Source organism: Streptomyces sp. NPDC048248 (assembly GCF_043201875.1).
GTDB lineage: Bacteria > Actinomycetota > Actinomycetes > Streptomycetales > Streptomycetaceae > Streptomyces.
The window spans coordinates 513906-535871 of the sequence record NZ_JBICZL010000002.1; the positions used below are offsets into that span (position 1 = coordinate 513906).

Sequence of the window (21966 nt, forward strand, 5' to 3'; positions counted from 1 at the left end):
GACGGCTGTCGGCGGTGGTGCGGGTCGGCCGTGCTGCGGGGCGGCGGGGTCGGCGCCGTGGACCTCACCCGGTGGTGAAGGTGAAGTCGTCCACGTCGTAGAGGGCCTCGCTGCCGCTGCCCTTGAAGACGAGGTAGAGCGTCGTGGTGCCGGCCTTCGGTGCCTTGAGATCGGCGCTGACGTCGGCGTAGGTCTCCCAGCCGCCCGTCACCGGGACCTTGGCGGAGCCGATGAGCTTGCCGTCGGCCGAGCCGGTACGGATCTCCAGGGTGCCGCCGGAGCCCTCCGAGGCGATCCGCGCGGTGATCTTCTTGGCGTTGCCGACGATGTACGGCGTGAAGGCGATCCAGTCGCCGTTGTGGATATCGCCGACGGTCCGGCCGCCGTGCGCCGAGGTGTGCGAGACGATCTTGACGCCCTCGGAGGTGTCGAAGTGCTCGGCCTGCCGGTGCTTGGGCTGGACGATGCTCTGGTCGTGCGTGGTCAGCGAGGGCTGGCCGCCCGCGCCCTTGTCGGTGTACTCGGCGTCGAAGACCCCGAAGATGTTGGCGTTGGGGTCGTGCTCGCCGTCCGCCAGCGTCTGGAGGGTGCCTTCGCAGCCGTTGGCCGATGTGACGGGGTGCCCGTGGCTGTCGTGACCGAGGATGTGGGTCACCTTGACCTTGCTGCAGTCGATCGTGCCGTCCTCGGGGTCACTGACCTTCACCTTGAACGGCACCTTGTCGCCGAAGGTGAACAGCTGCCCGTCACCGGGGAGCTCCAGGGTCACCTTCGGTGCGGTGTTGCCGACGGTGAGGTGCACACTGGCGGACCCGGTGCGGCCGGTGCTGTCCTTGGCGGTGACGGTCGCGGTGTAGGTCCCGTTCTCGGTGTACGTGTGCGCCGGGTTCTGCTCGGTGGCGGTGTCGCCGTCGCCGAAGTCCCAGCTGTAGCTGAGGGCTCCGCCGTCCGCGTCGGTGGCCGATGCGGTGAACTCGGCGGCCAGCGGCGCCTGCCCCGAGGTCTTGTCGACCTTGGCCTGGGCGACCGGGGAGTGGCCGCCGGTGGCGTTCTCGATGCGGTAGAGCGCGGAGTTCTCGTCGCCGTTGAAGTAGCCCGTGCCGTAGTCCAGGACGTACAGCGCGCCGTCGGGGCCGAAGGCCATGTCCATGACCTGCGTGCCGGCCCAGGGGAAGGCGTTGATGGACGACACGGTGCCGTCGTCGGTCTGGTCGATGCGCTTGATCCAGGCGCGGCCGAACTCCCCGGCGAAGAAGTTGTTGTCGTAGGACTCGGGGAACTTCACCTGGGAGTCGGACGCGGCGTCGTAGTGGTAGACCGGGCCGCCCATGGGTGATTCCGAGCCGGTGCCGAATTCGGGCACCGAGCCGCCGTCGTAGGGGATCCAGGCGGGCTGCGCGGCCGGCAGGTCGGTGAGGCCGGTGTTGAGCGCGGAGGTGTTCTTGGGGGCGGCGCAGTCGAAGGCCGCTCCCGAGGTGCCGGTGGCGAAGTCGTAGTCGATGTACGCGTCGTTCTTGCCGGTGCAGAACGGCCAGCCGAAGTTGCCGGGCTTGGTGACGCGGGCGAACTCGACCTGCCCTGCCGGGCCGCGCTTGGGGTCTGCGGCGCCGGCGTCCGGGCCGTAGTCGCCGACGTAGACGATGCCGGTGGGCTTGTCGACGCTCATCCGGAAGGGGTTGCGGAAGCCCATGGCGTAGATCTCGGGCCGTGTCTTCTCGGTCCCCTGCGGGAAGAGGTTGCCGTCCGGGACGGTGTACGAGCCGTCGTCGGCCACCTTGATGCGCAGGATCTTGCCGCGCAGGTCATTGGTGTTGCCTGCGCTGCGCCGCGCGTCGTACGCGGGGTTGCGGCCGGCGCGCTCGTCGATGGGGGTGAAGCCGTCGGAGGCGAACGGGTTGGAGTCGTCGCCGGTCGAGAGATAGAGGTTGCCCTGCGCGTCGAAGTCGATGTCACCGCCGACGTGGCAGCAGATGCCGCGGCTTGCGGGGACGTCGAGGATCTTCTTCTCGCTGGCGGTGTCCAGGGTGCCGTCGGTCTTCAGCACGAAGCGGGAGAGGCGGTTGACGCCGTCGAACTTGGCGAAGTCGGCGGCCGTACCGTCGTTGGGTGCATCGCCAGCGGGGGTGTCCAACTGAGGTGCGTAATAGAGGTAGATGAAGCGGTTCTCGGTGAACCCGGGGTCGACACCGACGCCCTGCAGTCCCTCTTCGTCATGGGAGTAGACGGGGATCCTGCCGGCCACGCCGGTGTCGCCGCCGGAGCCGGTCAGCCGCAGTGTGCCGTCGCGTGCGGTGTGCAGCACGGAGCGGTCGGGCAGGACGGCGAGCGTCATCGGCTCGCCCATCTCGGCCTCGCCCTTGGCGAGGGTGACCTGCTGGAAGTCCTCGGCGGCGGCCGAGGTCGCGGCCTTGTCACCGGCCGGGGCGGCGCCGGCGGACGTCACCCCGGTCAGGGAGAGCGATCCGGCTGCCAGCAGGCCGCCGGCGAACAGGGCGAGGGCCGGGCGGATTCTGCGAAGTCGGTGCCGTTTGCGGTACACGCGGTGCCTCCCGTGCGGGTTGTCGGTGGGGGGAGTTCGCTGTGTTGCGCTGATCTCACTGCGCTGCGCTTCGGGTACGGGTGCCGCGGCAGCGGAACCGGCGGGGCCGGCGTTCTCGCTGCGTGGGCGGTGCGTCTGCGTCGGTGTGACGTCGTGGCGGTGCGTCGAGCGGTACGTCGAGCGGTGCGCGGAGCCGGATGGTGACATAGCGTCAAATATGCGGGTCGGACACCTCGTGCCGGCGTCGTGACATGACATCGGATTCACTGCTGTCATGCGCACGACATGTGTCGACATCGTCTGGGACGGTAGCCTCATTCGCCGGATCCGGGAAGCCTTCACACAGCAACGACATTGCCTTTTTCTCCACAGAAGACAAAGGCCGGGCCGACCTGGTCCGAACGAAAGGCCTTAGTCGCCACCGCCGAACGCCGCGTCGAAGGAGGCCGTGGGCGGCTCGAAGTCGTACGCCCGCAGCCGGGCCAACGCCTCGGGGGCGCCCTGCAGCCGGTCCATCCCGGCGTCCTCCCACTCCACCGACACCGGCCCGTCGTAGCCGATCGAGCGGAGCATCCGGAAGACGTCCTCCCAGGGCACGTCACCGTGTCCGGCGGAGACGAAGTCCCAGCCACGGCGCGGGTCGCCCCAGGGCAGGTGGGACCCGAGCCGCCCGTTGCGGCCGTCCAGCCGCCGCCTGGCCTCCTTGCAGTCCACGTGGTAGATCCGGTCGCGGAAGTCGTAGAGGAAGCCCACCGGGTCCAGGTCCTGCCAGACGAAGTGGCTGGGGTCGAAGTTGAGACCGAAGGCCGGGCGGTGGCCGACCGCCTCCAGGGCGCGGTGCGTGGTCCAGTAGTCGTAGGCGATCTCGCCGGGGTGCACTTCGTGGGCGAACCGCACGCCCTCGGCGTCGAAGACGTCCAGGATCGGATTCCAGCGGTCGGCGAAGTCCTGGTAGCCGCGCTCGATCATGCCGGGCGGCACCGGGGGGAACATCGCGACCAGGTGCCAGATGGCCGAGCCGGTGAAGCCGATGACGGTGCGCACGCCGAAGGCGGCGGCGGCCCGCGCGGTGTCGGCGATCTCGGCCGCCGCTCGCCGCCGCACCCCTTCGGGCTCACCGTCGCCCCAGATCCGGGCGGGCAGGATGGCCTGGTGGCGTTCGTCGATCAGCGCGTCGCAGACCGCCTGCCCCACCAGGTGGTTGGAGATCGCCCAGCAGGTGAGTCCGTACTTCTCCAGGAGCTGGTGTCTGCCGGCGAGATATCCGGGCTCGGCGAGCGCCCGGTCGACCTCGAAGTGGTCGCCCCAGCAGGCGAGTTCCAGTCCTTCGTAGCCGAAGTCGCGGGCGAGCCGGCAGACCTCTTCCAGCGGCAGATCGGCCCACTGCCCGGTGAAGAGCGTGAACGGTCTCGGCATTCGAGCCTCCTTGGAGCGGTCGGACACAAACGGGGAGTGCGGGGGCACGGCAGGTACAACGAGGGCAGGCGCTGAGGGGAGTGCGGGAGATCCGGAGGACTCAGACCGGCACCGGCACCACCGAGGTGAACGCGCAGTTCTTCGTCGCGCTGTCCTCCACCGCCGCCAGCACCCGCTGGACCTGCAGCCCGTCCGCGAAGGACGGCTCCGGCGGCTGCCCGGTGGCGATGGCGTGCACGAGGTCGCGCGCCTGGTGGACGAAGGTGTGCTCATAGCCGAGGCCGTGACCGGGCGGCCACCACGCCTTCAGGTAGGGGTGTTCGGGCTCGGTGACCAGGATGCGGCGGAACCCGGCGGCGTCGGCCGGTTCGGTCTGGTCGTGAAAGGACAGCTCGTTGAGCCGCTCCAGGTCGAAGGCCAGCGAGCCGTGCTCACCGTTGAGTTCGATGCGCAGGGAGTTCTTGCGGCCGGCCGCGACCCGGCTGGCCTCGAACGAGGCCAGCGCGCCGGAGGCGAAGCGGCCGGTGAACAGCGCCGCGTCGTCCACGGTGACCCGGCCGCGCCCGCCCTCGGGCAGCGGGCGCTCGGGGACGAAGGTCTCGGTGAGGGCGGAGACACCGGTCAGTCGCTCCCCCGCCAGGTGCTGGGCGAGGTCGACGATGTGCGCGCCGAGGTCGCCGAGCGCGCCGGACCCGGCGTGCTCGCGCCGCAGCCGCCAGCCCATGGGTGCCGCGGGGTCCACCAGCCAGTCCTGGAGATAGGCCGCACGGACATGGCGCAGCCGGCCGATACGGCCCGCCGTCACCATCCGACGGGCCAGCGCGAGCGCGGGCGTACGGCGGTAGTTGAAGCCCACCATGGCGATCTGGCCGCGGCCCCGGGCAGCCTCGGCGGCGGCGGTCATCGCCTCCGCCTCGGCGACCGAGTTGGCGAGCGGCTTCTCGCACAGCACGTGCTTGCCCGCCTCCAGGGCGGCGACGGCGATCTCGGCGTGGCTGTCGCCGGGTGTGCAGATGTCGACCAGTTGCACGTCGTCACGGGCGATCAGCTGCCGCCAGTCGGTTTCGGTGGCGGCCCAACCGAGCTTGCCGGCGGCGGCGCGTACGGCGGCCGGGTCGCGCCCGCAGACGGCATTCATCGCCGGGCGCAGCGGCAGGTCGAAGACGCGTCCCGCGGTGCGCCACCCCTGGGAGTGGGCGGCGCCCATGAAGGCGTACCCGACCATGCCGACGCCGAGTGCGGGTGCCTGACGGGAGTCCTGCGCGTTGTCTTCCATGAATCACCTCGTCTGTCGACGGTGGGAGGTCGCTCTCCTGCGGCGCGCGGCCGGGCGGTCGACGCCGGTGCGCGGCGGCACCGCGCGGTCCGCGGCCGGTCACCCCGGCCGGTCAGTTGAAGCCGGTGGAGAGGTAGTCGTCGACGTTGTCCTTGGTGACGACGGCGGAGTAGAGGGTGAGGGAGGCCGGGATCTCCAGCTCGGCCATGCCGCCGATGCCCTTGCCCTGGGCGAGGGCGCGGGCCAGGTCGATGGCGGAGGCGGACATCGTCGGCGGGTAGAGCACGGTCGCCTTCAGCACCGAGCCACCGGCCTTGATGGTGTCCATGGCCTTGCGGGACCCGGCGCCGCCGACCATCAGGAAGCCGTCGCGGCCGGCCTGCTCGATGGCGCGTTCCGCGCCGACCCCCTGGTCGTCGTCGTGGTTCCACAGCGCGTCGAAGTCGGGGTGCGCCTGCAGCAGGCCCGCCATCTTCGACTGGCCGGACTCGACGGTGAAGTCCGCCGCCTGCCGGCCCACCTTCTCGATGTTGGGGTAGTTCTTCAGGGCATCGTCGAAGCCCTTGGTGCGCTGCCGGGTCAGCTCCAGGTTGTCGATGCCGGCCAGCTCGACGACCTTGGCGCGCTTCTTGCCCTTGAGCTGTTCGCCGATGTAGCGGCCGGCGTTGAGGCCCATGCCGTAGTTGTCACCGCCGATCCAGCAGCGGTAGGCCTGCGGCGAGGCGAAGACCCGGTCGAGGTTGACGACGGGAATACCCGCCCGCATGGCCTTGAGTCCGACCTGGGTGAGGGCCTTGCCGTCGGCCGGGAGGATCACCAGGACGTCGACCTTCTTGTTGATGAGGGTCTCGATCTGGCCGATCTGCTGGGCGGTGTCGTTGGACCCCTCGGTGATCTCCAGGGTGACGTCCTTGTAGCGCGCCGCCCGGGACTTGGCGTTCTCGTTGATGGCGTTGAGCCAGCCGTGGTCGGCCTGCGGCCCGGCGAAGCCGAGGGTGACGTGCCGGCCCGGCTTGTCGTCGACGCCTCCCGCCTGCTGTTCGCTGCTCCCCGCCGCCTTGGCGTTGCTCTCGTTGCTGGTGCAGCCGGTGAGGAAGGCGCCCGCTGAGACCGCGGCGGCGCCGAAGAGCATGCCTCTGCGGCTGGTGCGTGGCCCGGTGCCCGGTGTGTGCTCGGTGTGCTCGGTCATGACGTACGGCCCTTCCTCTGGATCAGTACGGCGGCGACGATGATCGCGCCCTTGGCGATCTGCTGGACTGCGGTCTCCAGGTTGTTCAGCGCGAACAGGTTGGTGATGGTGGTGAAGACGAGGACGCCGAGCACGGAGCCGGTGATGGTGCCGCGGCCGCCGCTGAGCAGGGTCCCGCCGATGATCGCGGCGGCGATGGCGTCGAGTTCGTAGAGGTTTCCGTTGGTGTTCTGGCCGGAGCCGGTGAGCACGATGAGCAGGAAGGCCGCGATACCGCAGCACAGGCCGGACAGCAGATACAGCATCAGCCGCTGGCGCCGGACGTCGATCCCGGCGAGCCGGGCGGCCTCGGGGTTGCCGCCGACGGCGACGGTGCGGCGTCCGAAGGTGGTGCGGTTCAGCACCAGCCAGCCGATGGCGGTGACGGCCGCGAAGACCAGCACGATCGGTGGCACGCCGAGCACGTAGGCGTCCCGCCGGCCGAGTTCGAGCACCGGCTCGACGGTGACGATCTGGGTGCGGCCCTCGCTGATCTGCAGGGCCAGGCCGCGGGCGGAGGCGAGCATGGCGAGGGTGGCGATGAACGGCACGATGCTGCCGAAGCTGACCATCAGGCCGTTGACGAGGCCGCAGGCCAGGCCGACGGCCAGCGCGCAGAAGAGGATGCCGGCCGCCCCGTACTCCTGGGTGGCCAGGGTCGTCGCCCAGACGGTGGCCAGGGCGACCATCGCGCCGACGGACAGGTCGATGCCGCCGCCGATGATGACGAAGGTGACGCCGACGGTGACCACACCGATGACCGACGCCTGGGTGAGCACGAGTTGGAGGTTCTGCACGCTCAGGAACTGGTCGGGCTCGGTGAGCGCGCCGACCACGACGAGTGCGGCGAGCACCCCGAGCAGCGAGAGGTTGCGCAGGTCGAGGCGGCCGCCGGGGCGGGCCGAGGCGTGCCGCTTCGGCCGCTCCTTGTGCGGGTCGGACGCGCCGGGCGCCGTCCCGCCCTGTGGACCGCCCGGCCCGGCCGTGTGGCCACCGGCGCTCTTGGCGAGGGGGACTTGCCCTTCGGAGGTGTTCACGGTCGATCTCCTCGCAGTGTCGGCGACGGCGCTGCCGGCCGTACGGGTCGCGGATCGCGGGACGTGGCGGCGGCAGCCCGGCGCGGTGCGGCGGCCGGTCGGAACGGGTACGGGGCGTGCGCGGTGCGCCGCGCCCTCATGACCGGCTCCCGGGCCGTGCCCCGGCCGGCGTCGGGCCACCACCGGCCATGACCAGATCCAGCACCCGGTGCTCGTCCAGCGCGGCGGCGGCGCCCTCATGGACCACCCGCCCCTCGCGCAGAACAAGCACCCGGTCGGCGAGGCCGAGCACTTCGGGCACCTCACTGGAGACCAGCAGCACCGCCACTCCCTCGTCGGCCAGCCGCCTGATCACCGCGTACAACTCGGCCCGTGCGCCGACGTCCACGCCGCGCGTCGGCTCGTCCAGCAACAGCACCCGGCAGCCGCGCAGCAGCCAGCGGGCCAGCACCGCCTTCTGCTGGTTGCCGCCGGAGAGGGTGCGGACCGGGCGGTCCGGATCGTCGGGCCGCAGGCTGAGGCCGCGGATGGCGGCCCTGGTCGCGGCCTTCTCCGCCGTACGGTTCAGCCAGCCCGCGCGGGCGAACCGCGTCAGGGAGGAGACCGAGACATTGCGGTTGACGGATTCCAGGAGCAGCAGCGCCTGGGACTTGCGCTCCTCGGGCGCGAGGCCGAGGCCGGCGCGTACCGCGGCGGGTACGCTGCCGGGCCGCAGCGGGCGCCCTTCGACGAGGACGCGCCCGGCGGTGGGCCGGCGCGCCCCGAAGACGGTCTCCAGGATCTCCGAACGGCCGGAGCCGACGAGCCCGGCGAGGCCGAGGATCTCGCCCGGGTGCAGGACGAGGTCAAGGGGCGCGAACTCGCCCTCGCGGGCCAGCCCTTGGACGGTCAGCACCGGTGCGTGCACGGGGGCGACGGGTGGCGGTCGCCGTGGGAAGGCGTGCTCGACGGTCCGGCCGGTCATCAGGGCGACGATGTCGCGGGTGGGCGTCGCACGGGCGTCGAGTCCGCGTGCGGCGGCCCGGCCGTCCTTGAGGACGGTCACGCGGTCACCGATCCGCCGGATTTCCTCCAGGCGATGCGAGATGTGGACGACGGCGACGCCCGCGGCGGTCAGGTCGGCGACGATGCGGAAGAGGTTGTCGACCTCGTCCGGGTCCAGTGCGGCGGAGGGTTCGTCCATCACGATCAACCGGACGTCGTGGGAGAGCGCCCGCGCCATCGACGCGATCTGCTGCCCGGCCGCGGAGAGACTGCCGACGAGCGCGCCGGGCGCGATCTCCGGGTGGCCGAGGCGGGCGAGGAGCGCGGCCGTACGGGCCCTGGCCTCGCCGGAGCGGACGAAGCCGCCGGTGGCGACCTCGTGGCCGAGGAAGACGTTCTCCGCGACGGACAGGTGCTCCACCAGGTCGAGTTCCTGGTAGATGGTAGCGATGCCCAGGCGCATGGCGGCGATCGGCGACTTGAGGGTGACCGGCTCGCCCTGCCAGCGGATCTCTCCGCCGTCGGGCTGGTGCGCACCGGCCAGCACCTTGATCAGGGTGGACTTCCCGGCGCCGTTCTGGCCGAGGAGGCAGTGCACTTCCCCGGCGGCTACATCGAGATCCACGCCGTCCAGGGCCCGGACGCCCGGGAAGGACTTGGTGATGCCCCGCATGGTGAGCAGGGGTGCGGGCGGGCCGGGCGGACCGGCGGGTCGTTCAGGGAGGTGCTCTGGTGCCATGGCGGGCCTCCTCGGCGGGGCGCCGGTGAGCGGGCAGGGCAAACGGGCAGGGCGAAGCGGTGCGCGGCGTGACGGTGATCAGGCGGTGTGCCGGGGGTGCGATGCGGTGGCGGTGCGCGGGCGGCTCGGTACGGGTGCGGCACGGACGGTGCGAGGAGCAGTGCGAGGCGGCGGGCAAAGCGGGGCGGTGCCTGCGGAAGAACGGGACGTGCGCGGGCAGTTCCGGCTCGTGCGGGTGCGTGGTGCTGAGCTGTCGCCGCGTGGAACTGCCACGGCGTCGAACTGTCGGGCGTCGAACTGTCACGGTGCTGCGACTGCGCTGCGCTGAACTCTCGTGGTGCTGCGTGCGGTCTGCGTCCTGGCGGTGCGTACGTCGGGTGCGGTGCGTCCGGGGTGGCTCGGTGATGCCGAGCCTGCGGTACGCCCGGGGGCGTGTGCCGTGCGGGTCAGGCGGGTGAGAACAGGTGGTCGCTGATCAGGCGGGCGGCGCCGGTCACCCCGGCGGCCTGCCCCAACTCGCCCAGAACGATCGGGAGGTTGCCCGTCGCGAGCGGCAGCGACTGACGGTAGACCTGGGTGCGGATGGCGGCGAGCAGGGTGTGGCCGAGGCCGGTGACCCCGCCGCCGATGACCACGAGCCCGGGGTTGAAGAAGCTGACCAGGCCGGCGATGACCTGACCGGTGCGGGTGCCACCGGAGCGGATGAGCTCCAGTGCCGCGGCGTCGCCGGAAGCCGCGGCGGCGGCCACGTCGGACGCGGCGAGCGGGCCGCCCGCCTCAAGGCGTGCGGCGAGTTCGGCGGACGTGCCGTCGCTGGCGGCGTCCGTGGCGTCCCGCGCGAGCGCGGAGCCGCCGAAGTACGCCTCCAGGCAACCGCGGTTGCCGCAGGCGCAGGGCCGCCCGTCCGGCTCGACCTGGATGTGGCCGATGTCGCCTGCGCTGCCCGTCGTACCGCGGTAGACCTCCCCGCCGACGACGATCCCGCAGCCGATACCCGTGCCGATCTTGACGAAGAGGAAGTCCTGCGAGGTGCGGGCGACGCCGGCGTGCTGCTCCCCCATCGCCATCAGGTTCACGTCGTTGTCGACCATGACCGGGCAGCCCAGCTCCTGGCTGAGTGCCTCGCGGACGGGAAAGCCGTCCCAGCCGGGCATGATCGGTGGGGCGACCGGCACTCCTTCGGGGAAGCGGACCGGCCCGGGGACTCCGATCCCGGCGCCGTCGAACCCCTCCGCGACCCCGCCGGCCTTCAGCTTGGCCGCCAGCGCCAGGACCTGCTCGAAGACCGCGACCGGCCCCTCGCGCACGTCCATGGGCTGGGTCAGATGTCCGAGCACCTCCAGCTCGGCGTTGGTGACGGCCACGTCGACCGAGGTGGCGCCGATGTCCACGCCGAGGAAGCGCAGCGTGGGGGCGAGCCGGATGTTGTGGGAGCGGCGGCCGCCGCGCGAGGCGGCGAGTCCGTCGGCGACCACCAGCCCGGTCTCCAGCAGCCGGTCGACCTCCACCGCCAGCTTGGAGCGGGAGAGGTCGACCTGATCACCCAGTTGGGCACGGGAGTTGGGGCCGCCGTCGCGCAACAGGCGGAGCAGCCGCGCCTGGTGCGCGTTCGCGGGCCGTGCCGTCATGCGCCTCACGCCACCCCTCCAGCCGTACTCGGCATCGACGGACCGGTGTTGCCGACGCCTTCGTCCCGGCGTCGGCTCCGGTCTTTCGAGGGGAACGTAGCAGCGCTTGTCCGCACGGGGAAGAACTACGGACAGAATCCGTACCGACTTTCTCCTGTCCGAGGACAAAGGGCGAGACGGCGCGGTGCGAACGGGCGGTGCGCCGGGGGGCGGTCGGGCGTCGTGGCGCTCGTGGCGCGTGCGGCGGGTGTGCCGAGTTCCGCTCGCGCCGCCCCGACTCCTGCGACAATGAGCGCGTTTGCACCGGTCCGGCCGGCCGGCGGGCACAGCGGGGCGAGGCCGGCGGACGCGGGAGCGGAGGCCGGGACGGGGGCGGATCGGATGGGCACACACAGCTCGGCGCTCACGGGAGCCGATGTCGCCGTGGTGGGCGGCAGTATCGCCGGCTGCGCCGCGGCGCTGGCCGCGCACCGGGCAGGGGCGGGCCGGATCACCGTCCTTGAGCGCACCGGGGGCCGCCTCGCGGAGCGCGGCGTGGGTCTCGCCGTGCACAACGACCGGTACGCCGAGCTGTCGGCCGCCGGATATCTGGACGCGGCCATGCCCTGGGTGCAACTGACCACCCGCCGCTGGTACGTCCGCGACGGGGCCGCACCGCTCGGCCGGCAGATCGCCGTCCAGCCCTTCCCGTTCCGCGCGTACTCCTGGGGCCCGCTCTGGCACGCGCTCCGCGACCGGCTGCCGTCAACGGTCGGATACCGCACGGGCATCACGGTTCGCGGCGTCACCGGGTCCGCGGACGGCGCCACACTGCATCACGACGGCGGCGCGGGCGACGGCGCGTTCGGCGGCACCAAGGGCATTGCCCGCTTCGACCTGGTGATCGGCGCCGACGGTTACCGCTCGGTGGTCCGCGACGCCGCCTTCCCCGATGTCCGGCCCGGCTACGCCGGCTACCTCGCCTGGCGCGGCACCGTATCGACCGCCCGGCTGGCCACGCTCGACCTCCCGGGCCTGCCGCACGACCCCTGGGCGCAGGAGGACTGCGTCTACGGCGCCTTCCCCGGCGGCCATGTCATCATCTACCGCATCCCGGACGGCCAAGGCGGCCACCGCGCCAACTGGGTCCTCTACACCGCGCCGCCCGCGGGCCTCGCACTTCGGCTGGACAGCCCGGGCAGCCTGCCGCCCGGCACCCTCACAGAGCCCCTGCACGCCCGCTTCCGGCAGGTCGCGGACGAGCTCCTGCCGCCCTACTGGGGCGGGCTGATCCGGCTGACACCGGCACAGGAGCGATTCGTCCAGCCGATCTACGACGTCACCGCGCCGTGCTACAGCCAGGGGCGCCTCGTCCTGCTCGGCGATGCGGCGACCGTCGCCCGTCCGCACACCGGCGCCGGCGCGGTGAAGGCCCTCCAGGACGCGGTCGCGCTGGAATCCGCGCTGCGGGCCCTGCCGAAGCGGCCCGACGCGCTGACGTCGTACGGCGTGGAGCGCGGCGCGGCCGGCCGGGAGATGGTCGAGCTGGGCCGCCGCCTCGGCCGCTCCTTCGTCCAGGACACCCCCGACTGGCGGACATCGACCCGGGCAGAGCTGGAGACGGCCTGGGCCGCGGCGGACGGCTCGGGCGTCTTCGGCGGCGGCGAGCTGCGCGACTGACCCGGCAGCGGTCGGCGCCCGCAAGATGGTCCTGGCCCCGGATGCTCGTGGCAGGCCGGCCCGGACCTGGTGATTGGGACCGACACCGAGCGGGCAGGCCGGGACGACCACCGTGTGCGCGTAATGCGGCGGGGGCCGCAACCTCACACCGGACGTGCAGGAGAATGAGAACGTCGAGGTCATCTCACCGCACGACAGCCCGGTGACCCACGGCACTCTCTGCGTCAAGGGCCGCTTCGGCTGCCAACACATACAGAACCGGGGCTGAGCGCGACCGGTAAGGACGGGACTGATCAGACATGGGACGGGTCACCGAGCGACGCCGCGTCATCCGTATCCGCGACGGGGCGGTCAGCACCCGCCCGGACACCCTCGTCGTCGAGGAGCCCCTGGAGATCCGCCTCGGCGGCAAGCCGCTGGCGATCACGATGCGCACCCCGGGGGACGACTTCGCGCTCGCGGCGGGCTTCCTCGTCAGCGAGGGCGTCCTGGCGAGCGCCGACGACCTGGCGAACATCGTCTACTGCGCCGGTGCCACCGAGGGGGCCGGTGAGGCCGGAGGCCGGGGCGCCAACACGTACAACATCGTCGACGTCCGGCTCGCGGAGGGCGTCCCCGTCCCGGACATCTCCCTGGAGCGCAACGTCTACACGACGTCGTCCTGCGGACTGTGCGGCAAGGCCAGCCTGGACGCGGTCCGCACCACCGCGCGCTTCACCCTGGACCCCTCCCCCGACACCCCGGTCCGCATCGAACCGGCGACACTGGCCGCGCTCCCCGACCGGCTCCGGGCCGCCCAGCGGGTCTTCGACTGGACCGGGGGGCTGCACGCCGCGGCCCTGTTCACCACGGACGGTGAACTGCTGGACATCCGCGAGGACGTGGGACGCCACAACGCGGTCGACAAGATCGTCGGGCGGGCGCTGCAACAGGGACTGCTGCCGCTGTCGTCGTGTGTGCTGATGGTCTCCGGCCGGGCCTCCTTCGAGCTGGCCCAGAAGGCCGTGATGGCGGGCATCCCGGTGCTCGCGGCCGTCTCCGCGCCCTCCTCGCTGGCCGTGGACCTGGCCGCGGAGACCCGTCTGACACTGGTCGGGTTTCTGCGCGGCACCTCCATGAACGTGTACGCGGGCGAGCACCGGCTGGCTCTGCCGGCAGAGGCCGGCACGGGCTGAGCACGCTCGCCCGTCACCGGGCCGGCGGGGCTGCCGGCGGGGCGCACCCCCTGCGCCGGCCCGGCCACGGCCGGTCCCTTCCCGTCCCTCGCACTCAACGGCCGGACACCGACGGGCCGCTCACCGCTCCGGGGTGACGATGCGTGTCAGCAGCGCGATCAGTTGCTCGCGCTCCTGCGGACTCAGGGCCGCGGTGAGTTCGGCGTTGGCCTCGTCGCCGAGACGCCTGGTACGGCGCAGCCTGCGCCGGCCCCCGTCCGAGATCCCGATGGCGTTCTTGCGCCGGTCGTCCGGGTCGGGGGTGCGGGTGACCAGCCCCTCCTTCTGGAGGTCGTTGACGATGGCGACCATGTCCTTGGGGTCGATGCCCAGGGTGCGGCCGAGCTCCGCCTGGGAGACCGGGCCGAGTTCGGCGACCGCCGAGAGCACGGCGTGGTGCATCATCCGCAGGCCCTCGGAGGCGAGCGCCTCGGCGACGAGGCGGTGGCCACGGGCGGCTGCGCGGCCCAGCAGCCAGCTGGGGAGCGCCCGGATGCTGCTGGGTGCGTAGGGGAGGTCGGTCATGGGACCACGGTAGCGACAATTCATTGGGCTCCCCAACAGAAATCCGAAAACCATGGGAACCCCCAACGACTTTGGGTCTATCGTTGGGGCACCCAATGAATGTCGCCGGTGATCCGGCCGGTCGACGAACCCGGAGGTGTCCGCCCGTGCGCCAGGTCCGATTCCATACCTACGGAGGCCCCGAAGCGCTGCGTGTCGAGGAGGTCGAGGCGCCCGAGCCGGGCCCCGGCGAGCTCCTGGTGCGCACCGAGGCGATCGGTGTGACGCTGCCGGTCGTGCGGCGGGTGCGCGGCGACGGCAAGGGCGGCGGCGTCCCGCTGCCCTGCGTGCCCGGCGACGAGATCGCCGGTGAGGTCATCGCGCTCGGACCGGAGGTCACCGGCTTCGCCGTCGGCGACCGCGTCACCTCGCTCACCTTCAGCGGCGCCTACGGCGAACTCGCCCTCGCCCCCACCTTCATGGCCGGACACATTCCCGACGCCATGAGCGCGGTGCAGGCGGTGGCGCTGGTGCGCCCGGGGCACGTCGCGCTCGCCGCGCTGAGCACCGCCGCACCCACCGGCACCGAGTCCGTACTGATCACCGGAGCGGCGGGCGCCACCGGGCATCTCGCCGTCCAACTGGCCAAGCTCCAGGGCGTGCCACGGGTGGTGGCAGCCGTCAGCTCGGCGGCCAAGGCCGAATTCCTGTACGGGCTGGGGGCCGACGAGGTCGTCACCTACGACCAGGAGTCCTGGGGCGAGCCGGTCGACGTCGTCCTGGACGGCGTCGGCGGCGATCTGCTGCCGCGCGCGCTCGGCGCGCTCGCCCCCGGCGGACGGTTGATCTTCTTCAACTCCGGTGGCGGCACGGTCCCGGCGTTCGAGCTGCTGGCCGGCTCCAAGACCATCACCGGTCTGACGATGCGGCGGTTCGTCTCCGTCCACCAGCAGCTGTACCGGCGGCACCGGGCCCGGCTGTGGGAGCTGGCCGGTTCGGGGCGGGTGCGGGCCGCCGTTCACGCCGAACTGCCGCTGGCCGACGCCGCGAAGGCGCACGAGATCATCGAGGCACGGGCCAACCAAGGCAAGGTGGTGCTCGTGCCGTGACGCCATGTCACCGACGGGCCGGGCGGCGCACCCGGCCCCTGCGCAGCGTGCGCCGCGCCGGGCACGACAGGCTCACGCGGCGCATCCGGCACATCCGCTGCGAGCCGGGCGAGTGAATTCCGGCCCCGGCGCTGAGAACCGGCGCACGCTCCTTGTCGCGCCCCCCGCGCAGCAGTACGTTCCGTCGCACCGCACCTAGGACGTGGGATGTCCTGATGACCCGACGCCGATGCCTCGAAGGGCAGGCCGGACATGACGTCAGTTCTCCGCGCACACCCCAGCCCCCGCAGCAGACCCCGGCGAAACCGCGCCGCGGTCGCCCTTGCCGCCGCAGCCCTCACCCTTCTCCCGGCAACCCCCGCGCAGGCTGCGCCTGACGTGGCGTCGGAAGGAAGCGCCGCGTCCACCGCACCCTCCCCGGCGGGCGGGTTCGATCAGCAGGTCCTCTTCAAGTCCGCGCAGGAGCAGGGGTACGCCTGCTTCCGTATACCGGCGATCGTGAAGTCCGTACGCGGCACCCTCCTCGCGTTCGCCGAGGGCCGGGCGCACGACTGCGGAGACTCGGGCGATATCGACCTCGTCCTCAAGCGCTCCACCGACGGCGGCCGCACCTGGGGGCCGCTCCAGATCATCAACCACGGCGACGGCGACACCCACGGCAACCCCGCCCCCATCGTGGACCGCCGCACCGGACGCATCGTCCTCGCCGAGACCTACAACAAGGGCCGCGACGACGGCCGCAGCTGCGACGTCCCCTGTGACCGGACCCCGCACCTGCAGTACAGCGACGACGACGGCGCGACCTGGTCCGCGCCCCGGGACCTGACCCCCACCATCCGCCCCCCGCAGTGGAACTCCTGGTACGCGACGGGGCCCGTGCACGGCATCCAGCTCGCCCGGGGCCGGCACGCCGGCCGCCTGGTCTTCGGCATCAACGCCGAGAGCTACGCGGACGGACGCGTCACCGCCAACCACGCGGCCCTGGTCCACAGCGACGACGGCGGCCGCTCCTGGCGGGTCGGTGCCCTGGACACCTGGCCGATCGCCGCGGACGGCTCCTTCCGCCAGAAGCCGTCCGAGATGACGCTCCTGGAACGCTCCGACGGCTCGATCTACGTCAACGGCCGCGAGCAGGACGGTAGGGACCTGGGGCACCGCGACCACGCCGTCAGCCGCGACGGCGGCGCTTCCTTCACCGCCCCGTTCCGCGCGATCCCCGACCTCTACACCCCGATGGTGCAGGGCTCGGCACTGCGCCTGCCCGCCTCCGCGGCCGCCGGCGGACGCAGCCGCACCCTGCTCGCGTCACCCGCCGACCCCGACCGGCGCCGGACGATGACCATCCGCTCCTCCTACGACGAGGGCCGCACCTGGGAGGGCGTCGACCGGGGTGCCCGGGTGTCCACCGACTGGGCCGGCTACTCCGACCTGGTCGCCGTCTCCCCCGAGGTCACCGGCCTGCTCTACGAGGGCGGCGCGGTCGACGCGCGCGACGAGATCCGCTTCGCCCGCTTCACCGAGGACTGGCTCGGCCCGCGCCGCGCCCCGGACCCGACGACGCGGGACGGCGCACCCGGCGCCCGGCCGGCCCTCGTGCTGGGCGGTGCCCGCAGCACCGACGGCGTACTCGGCCGCGCACTGTCCTTCGACGGCAGGGACGACGCGGTCCGCCTCCCCTACCGCGCCTCGCTCCCCCTCGGCACCCACGACTTCACCTGCGCCCTGTGGTTCCGTTACGACGCCGCGACCGGCGAACAGCCGCTGCTGTGGATGGGCGGCGTGGGCAGCAGGTCACCGCAGGTCACCCTCGGCGCCGATCCCGCGGGCGGGCGGATCACCGCGCGGGTCACCGCCGTTGACGGCGCCAAGCCGGCCGCCACGGCCCAGGTCGCGACCGACGGGGCGTACAACGACGGCCGCTGGCACCATCTGGCGCTGCGCCGTACCGGCGGCCGGCTCCTCCTGACCGTGGACGCCCTGCCGCCCGTCGCCGCGCCCGATGTCCCGGGGACGGTCAGCCGCGGCTCGGTCTTCGGCGTACACCTGGGTCAGAGGGCCGACAGCCGCGCCCAGTTCACCGGCGCCCTGGACGAGGTGGGCGTCTACCGACGCGCCCTGACCGACGCCGAGCTGTCCGGCCTGCGCACCGGCAAGGTCCCCCGCTCCGCTCTCCCGGTTTTCCGGCTGGCGCTGGACAGGGTGCGCGGAGGAGAGCAGAGCTGAACCGAGCAGGTCATCGGACGAGGACAGCGCGCCGAAGGGCAGGTCGGCACAGGCCGTCGGCGCACCCGTTCCGGCACGCCGTCGAGTGCTGCGCGCTGTCCTCAACCGGCCGCTATCGCCGGGCGCCGCCCATGACGACCCCGGCCTTCGTCTCCGTCTGCTCACCGGCAGTCGCGCGGGCGTCGGTGCCCTGTGCCGCCTCGGCCTCGCCCACGGCCTCCGCGCCGGATCGCGCGTACCGCTTCGCCAGGACCGCGCAGACCATCAGCTGCATCTGGTGGAACAGCATCAGCGGCAGCACCGCCAGTCCGGCCTGCGCGCCGAAGAGCACGCTGGCCATGGGCAGGCCGGCCGCCAGGCTCTTCTTGGAACCGGCGAAGGTGATGGCGATCCGGTCCTCGCGGGCGAATCCGAGCTTCTTCGAGCCGAACGAGGTGCCGGTCAGCATCACCGCGAGCAGCACGGCCTCCACGCCCAGCAGGCACAGCAGGCGCAGCGGCGATACCTGGTGCCAGATGCCTTGGACCATCCCGGTGCTGAACGCGGTGTAGACGACGAGCAGGATCGAGGAGCGGTCGACGTAGCCGAGGACCTTCTTGTGCCGGGTGAGGAAGCCGCCGATCCAGCGCCGCAGCAGCTGACCGGCGACGAACGGCAGCAGGAGCTGGCAGCCGATGGAGAGCAGCGCGCCTGCCGAGAACCCGGCGCCTCCACTGCGCAGGACGAGCGCCGCCAGCAGCGGAGTGGCCACGATGCCGACGATGCTGGAGAACGAGCCCGCGCAGATCGCCGCCGCCACGTTGCCGCGCGCCAGGGAGGTGAACGCGATCGACGACTGGACGGTGGACGGCACCAGGCAGAGGAACAGCAGCCCGGTGTAGAGGGCGGGCGGCAGGACGTACGGGACGAGCCCGCGGGCCGCCAGGCCGAGCAACGGGAAGATCACGAACGTGCAGGCCAGGACGGTCAGGTGGAGCCTCCAGTGGCGCAGCCCCGCCAACGCCTCGTGGGTGGAGAGCCGGGCGCCGTAGAGGAAGAACAGCAGGGCGACGGCGCCCGTCGAGGTTCCTTCCGCCGCCGTCGCGACCGGCCCTCGGGCGGGCAGTGCGGCGGCCAGCGCGATGGTGCCCACCAGAGCCAGGATGTAGCCGTCCACGGGCAGCCAGGAGGGTGGACGGAGCGAAGGGCGGCGCATGGTCTCTCTTCAGGTCGTTCGGCGGCTCATGGGCGTCGGCGTGGACGGTGACCTGCCCAGCGTGCCGCGTGCACCGGCAATCGGGAACCCCTCTTACCGTGGTGACTGTTATTCCGTATCGTGATGATGGCCATCGTTGATCCCGGCTCTGACGACCGTCGGGAACGCACTCGCGTACCCGAGTCGCCGTGCCCGCAGGCCAAGAGGTGAGCCCCCGTGTTCGAGCCCTCCCAACTGCGCACCTTCCTCACCGTGGCGCAGACCCTGAGCTTCACGCAGGCCGCGCACCGCCTGGGGCTGCGCCAGTCGACGGTGAGCCAGCACGTACGGAAGCTGGAGGAGGCGGCCGGGCGGCGGCTGTTCGTCCGGGATACGCACGCCGTGGAGCTGACCGAGGACGGCGAGGCGATGCTCGGCTTCGCGCGCACCATCCTGGAGGCGAACGAGCGGGCGGCCGGCTTCTTCGCGGGCACCCGGCTGCGCGGCAGGCTGCGGTTCGGTGCCTCGGAGGACTTCGTCCTGACCCGGATGCCGGAGGTCCTCGAGGGGTTCCGGCGCGAGCATCCCGAAGTCGATCTCGAGCTGACGGTCGAGCTGTCGGGGACGCTGCACGAGCTGCTGGCGGCCGGCCGGCTTGATCTGGTTCTCGCCAAACGCCGCCCGCAGGAGTCGCGCGGCCGGCTGGTGTGGCACGACCGGCTGGTCTGGGTCGGTACCGAACGGCTGCGGCTCGACCCGCAGCGGCCGGTCCCGCTGGTCGTCTACCCGCCGCCCGCGCTGACCCGCGCCCGCGCGCTGGAGGCCCTGGAGCGCCAGGGCCGGGAGTGGCGGATCGCCTGCACCAGCGGGAGCCTGAACGGGCTGATCGCCGCGACCCGCGCGGGTCTGGGCGTCATGGCCCACACCCTCGGCATGATCCCGCCCGGTCTGGTGCGGATCCCGCCGCGCGCGGGGCTGCCGGACCTGGGCGGGGTGGACTTCGTCCTGCTCCACGGGCAGCGCGACGCGGCGGCGCGGGGCCCGGCGGAGGCGCTGGCCGACGCGATCCTGGCCGGCGGCGACCGGCTGCACCTCCCCTAGGCGCGGCCCGGCGCACATGCGCCCCGGGCGCCCCCGTCGCAGGTCACCCGTTCGTGGCGGGCACGTGCAGAGATTTGGTGCAGATAACGTCCCGATGCCGTGATCGTTCGACGACCACCGAGCCGGATCATGTCCACGCTTCTCCGAAGTAGCCCGATTTCGCCGTTGGCCACTTCCCGCTCCTGTCCGTTCGCGACGTGGTACGGGACTCCCGCTGACCGCCACCGTGGGGTACGGTCGCGGCCCTGTGAGGAGCACCACGAGGAGCTGGGTCATTGCGCGAGTTCACCGTCCCGCCTTTGGCGACCGCGCCCCGGGTCGGCGGGCTGGCGGACGCCGTCTTCGATCACGCCGACTCCGAGCCCGAGCGGGTCGCGCTCGCCCGTAAGGACGACGACGGCAACTGGCAGAACGTCAGCGCAGCACACTTCCGGGACGAGGTTCTCGCCCTTGCCAAGGGCCTGCTCGCGCAGGGCGTCCGGTTCGGCGACCGGGTGGGCATCATGTCGCGCACCCGCTACGAGTGGACCCTGTTCGACTTCGCGCTGTGGTCCGTGGGCGCCCAGTCCGTACCGCTGTATCCGACGTCGTCGGCCGAGCAGGTCTGCTGGATGCTGCACGACGCCGACGTCACGGCCTGCCTGGTCGAGCACGAGGACCACGCGATGACCATCGGCTCGGTCATCGACCGGCTCCCCCATCTGCGCAAGCTGTGGCAGCTGGACGCCGACCCGGTGGCGGAGCTGACCGCCGCGGGGGCGCACATCGACGACGACGTCGTGCACCGGCACCGGCTGGCCGTCACCCCGGACGCGGTCGCGACGATCATCTACACCTCGGGCACCACCGGCCGTCCCAAGGGCTGCGTCATCACGCACGCCAACTTCATGGCCGAGGCCGACAACATGGTCATGCGCTACGAGACGGTCTTCACCTCGAAGCCGGGCGACGAGGCGGCGACCCTGCTCTTCCTGCCGCTGGCGCATGTCTTCGGGCGGATGGTCCAGGTCTCCGCCATCCGCGGGCAGGTGAAACTGGCCCACCAGCCGGAGCTGGCCGCCCGCGCCCTCCTGCCGGACCTGCAGTCCTTCCAGCCCACCTTCATCCTCGCGGTGCCGTACATCTTCGAGAAGGTGTTCGCGGCGTCCCGGCGGAAGGCGGAGGCGGAGGGCAAGGAGGTACCGTTCGACAAGGCCGTCGAGATCGCGGTGCGGTACGCCGAGGCGCAGGAGAACAAGGCATTCGGCATCGGCCCGGGCCCGGGCGCCGCGCTGCGGATGCAGCATCAGCTCTTCGACAAGCTCGTCTACAGCAAGGTCCGTACGGCGATGGGCGGCCGGGTGCGGCATGCGATGTCCGGCGGCTCGGCGATGGAGCGCCGTCTGGGGCTGTTCTTCGCCGGCGCCGGAGTGCGGATCTTCGAGGGCTACGGCCTGACGGAGAGCACCGCGGCCGCCACCGCCAACCCGCCCGAGCGGACCCGCTTCGGCACCGTCGGCACCCCTGTCCCCGGCACCACGGTGCACATCGCGGAGGACAGTGAGGTCTGGCTGTACGGCGGCCAGGTCTTCCAGGGCTACCACAACGACCCCAAGGCGACCGACGCGGTGTTGCACGACGGCTGGTTCGCCACCGGTGACCTGGGCGCCCTCGACGAGGACGGCTATCTGACGATCACCGGCCGGAAGAAGGAGATCCTGGTCACCTCCGGCGGCAAGTCCGTCTCGCCGGTGGGCCTGGAGGAGCGGGTACGGGCGCATCCACTGGTGGCGCAGTGCATCGTCGTGGGCAACGACCGGCCGTTCGTCGCCGCGCTGGTGACCCTGGACCCCGAGGCGGTCGCCCACTGGCTGGCCATGCGCGGCAAGCCGGAACTGCCGCCGACCGACCTGGTGCGCGACCCGGACCTGGAGACCGAGATCCGGCGCGCCGTGGTCGCCGCCAACACGCTGGTCTCCCAGGCGGAGTCGATCCGCACGTTCCGGATACTGGCTCACCAGTTCAGCGAGGAACACGGGCTGCTGACGCCGTCCCTGAAGCTCAAGCGCAAGGCGATCGAGACGGCGTACTCGGCCGAGGTGGACGCGCTGTACCGGTCCTGAGGGCGGGCCCGGCGGACGGCGGGGCCCGCCCCC

Annotated in this window: 15 protein-coding genes and 1 pseudogene; 7 read left to right on the plus strand and 9 right to left on the minus strand. The window is 72.2% G+C overall.

Translation table 11 applies throughout. The annotated features are described in order from the left end of the window. Positions 1–64 precede the first annotated feature (64 nt). The 7 genes from ACGFZW_RS05435 to ACGFZW_RS05465 form a co-directional block, all read right to left on the minus strand. Positions 65–2539: a carbohydrate-binding protein gene (locus tag ACGFZW_RS05435; protein WP_393891696.1), complete on the minus strand. Its 2475-nt coding sequence runs from the start codon at positions 2537–2539 to the stop codon at positions 65–67. Positions 2540–2950: 411 nt separating this feature from the next. After that, positions 2951–3955 carry a sugar phosphate isomerase/epimerase family protein gene (locus tag ACGFZW_RS05440; protein ID WP_393891697.1) on the minus strand — a complete coding sequence of 335 codons (1005 nt, stop codon included), beginning with the start codon at positions 3953–3955 and terminating at the stop codon, positions 2951–2953. A gap of 100 nt (positions 3956–4055) precedes the next feature. Beyond that, positions 4056–5231, minus strand: coding sequence for a Gfo/Idh/MocA family protein (locus tag ACGFZW_RS05445; RefSeq protein ID WP_393891698.1), 1176 nt, complete (start codon positions 5229–5231; stop codon positions 4056–4058). 112 nt (positions 5232–5343) lie between these two features. Next, positions 5344–6420, minus strand: a complete 1077-nt coding sequence (locus ACGFZW_RS05450; RefSeq protein WP_393891699.1) for a substrate-binding domain-containing protein — start codon at positions 6418–6420, stop codon at positions 5344–5346. After that, on the minus strand, positions 6417–7496 hold the full coding sequence (locus ACGFZW_RS05455; RefSeq protein WP_393891700.1) for an ABC transporter permease: 1080 nt from the start codon (positions 7494–7496) through the stop codon (positions 6417–6419). The genes ACGFZW_RS05450 and ACGFZW_RS05455 overlap by 4 nt, the downstream gene beginning before the upstream one ends. A 136-nt stretch (positions 7497–7632) precedes the next feature. Continuing rightward, complete coding sequence (locus ACGFZW_RS05460) at positions 7633–9219, minus strand: sugar ABC transporter ATP-binding protein (RefSeq protein ID WP_393891701.1); 1587 nt, start codon at positions 9217–9219, stop codon at positions 7633–7635. Positions 9220–9665: 446 nt separating this feature from the next. Then, positions 9666–10847, minus strand: a complete 1182-nt coding sequence (locus ACGFZW_RS05465) for an ROK family protein (RefSeq protein WP_393891702.1) — start codon at positions 10845–10847, stop codon at positions 9666–9668. 381 nt (positions 10848–11228) lie between these two features. Here ACGFZW_RS05465 and ACGFZW_RS05470 point away from each other — a divergent pair, with 381 nt between their 5' ends. From ACGFZW_RS05470 to fdhD, 3 genes and pseudogenes are all read left to right on the plus strand, one after another. Further along, on the plus strand, positions 11229–12506 hold the full coding sequence (locus tag ACGFZW_RS05470) for an FAD-dependent monooxygenase (protein WP_393891703.1): 1278 nt from the start codon (positions 11229–11231) through the stop codon (positions 12504–12506). A gap of 88 nt (positions 12507–12594) precedes the next feature. Then, positions 12595–12774 (plus strand): annotated as a pseudogene (locus ACGFZW_RS05475) (Fe-S-binding domain-containing protein); the annotation flags it as partial. A gap of 31 nt (positions 12775–12805) precedes the next feature. After that, complete coding sequence (gene fdhD, locus ACGFZW_RS05480) at positions 12806–13681, plus strand: formate dehydrogenase accessory sulfurtransferase FdhD (RefSeq protein WP_393891704.1); 876 nt, start codon at positions 12806–12808, stop codon at positions 13679–13681. Between the two features lie 120 nt (positions 13682–13801). On the opposite strand, the gene ACGFZW_RS05485 is transcribed toward fdhD, so the two are convergent. Beyond that, a complete protein-coding gene (locus ACGFZW_RS05485; protein WP_393891705.1) occupies positions 13802–14245 on the minus strand; it encodes a MarR family winged helix-turn-helix transcriptional regulator in 444 nt (147 codons plus the stop codon). A gap of 146 nt (positions 14246–14391) precedes the next feature. On the opposite strand from ACGFZW_RS05485, the gene ACGFZW_RS05490 reads away from it, so the two are divergent. Together ACGFZW_RS05490 and ACGFZW_RS05495 are read left to right on the plus strand one after the other, a co-directional pair. Then, complete coding sequence (locus ACGFZW_RS05490) at positions 14392–15333, plus strand: zinc-binding alcohol dehydrogenase family protein (RefSeq protein WP_393891706.1); 942 nt, start codon at positions 14392–14394, stop codon at positions 15331–15333. 252 nt (positions 15334–15585) lie between these two features. Continuing rightward, positions 15586–17556, plus strand: coding sequence for an exo-alpha-sialidase (locus tag ACGFZW_RS05495; protein WP_393891707.1), 1971 nt, complete (start codon positions 15586–15588; stop codon positions 17554–17556). Positions 17557–17668: 112 nt separating this feature from the next. Here the strand turns inward: ACGFZW_RS05495 and ACGFZW_RS05500 are convergent, their stop codons facing one another. Then, positions 17669–18751: a bile acid:sodium symporter family protein gene (locus tag ACGFZW_RS05500; protein WP_393891708.1), complete on the minus strand. Its 1083-nt coding sequence runs from the start codon at positions 18749–18751 to the stop codon at positions 17669–17671. Positions 18752–18967: 216 nt separating this feature from the next. On the opposite strand from ACGFZW_RS05500, the gene ACGFZW_RS05505 reads away from it, so the two are divergent. Together ACGFZW_RS05505 and ACGFZW_RS05510 are read left to right on the plus strand one after the other, a co-directional pair. Further along, complete coding sequence (locus tag ACGFZW_RS05505) at positions 18968–19831, plus strand: LysR family transcriptional regulator (RefSeq protein ID WP_393891709.1); 864 nt, start codon at positions 18968–18970, stop codon at positions 19829–19831. Between the two features lie 275 nt (positions 19832–20106). Further along, positions 20107–21933, plus strand: a complete 1827-nt coding sequence (locus ACGFZW_RS05510; RefSeq protein WP_393891710.1) for an AMP-dependent synthetase/ligase — start codon at positions 20107–20109, stop codon at positions 21931–21933. Positions 21934–21966: the final 33 nt, after the last annotated feature.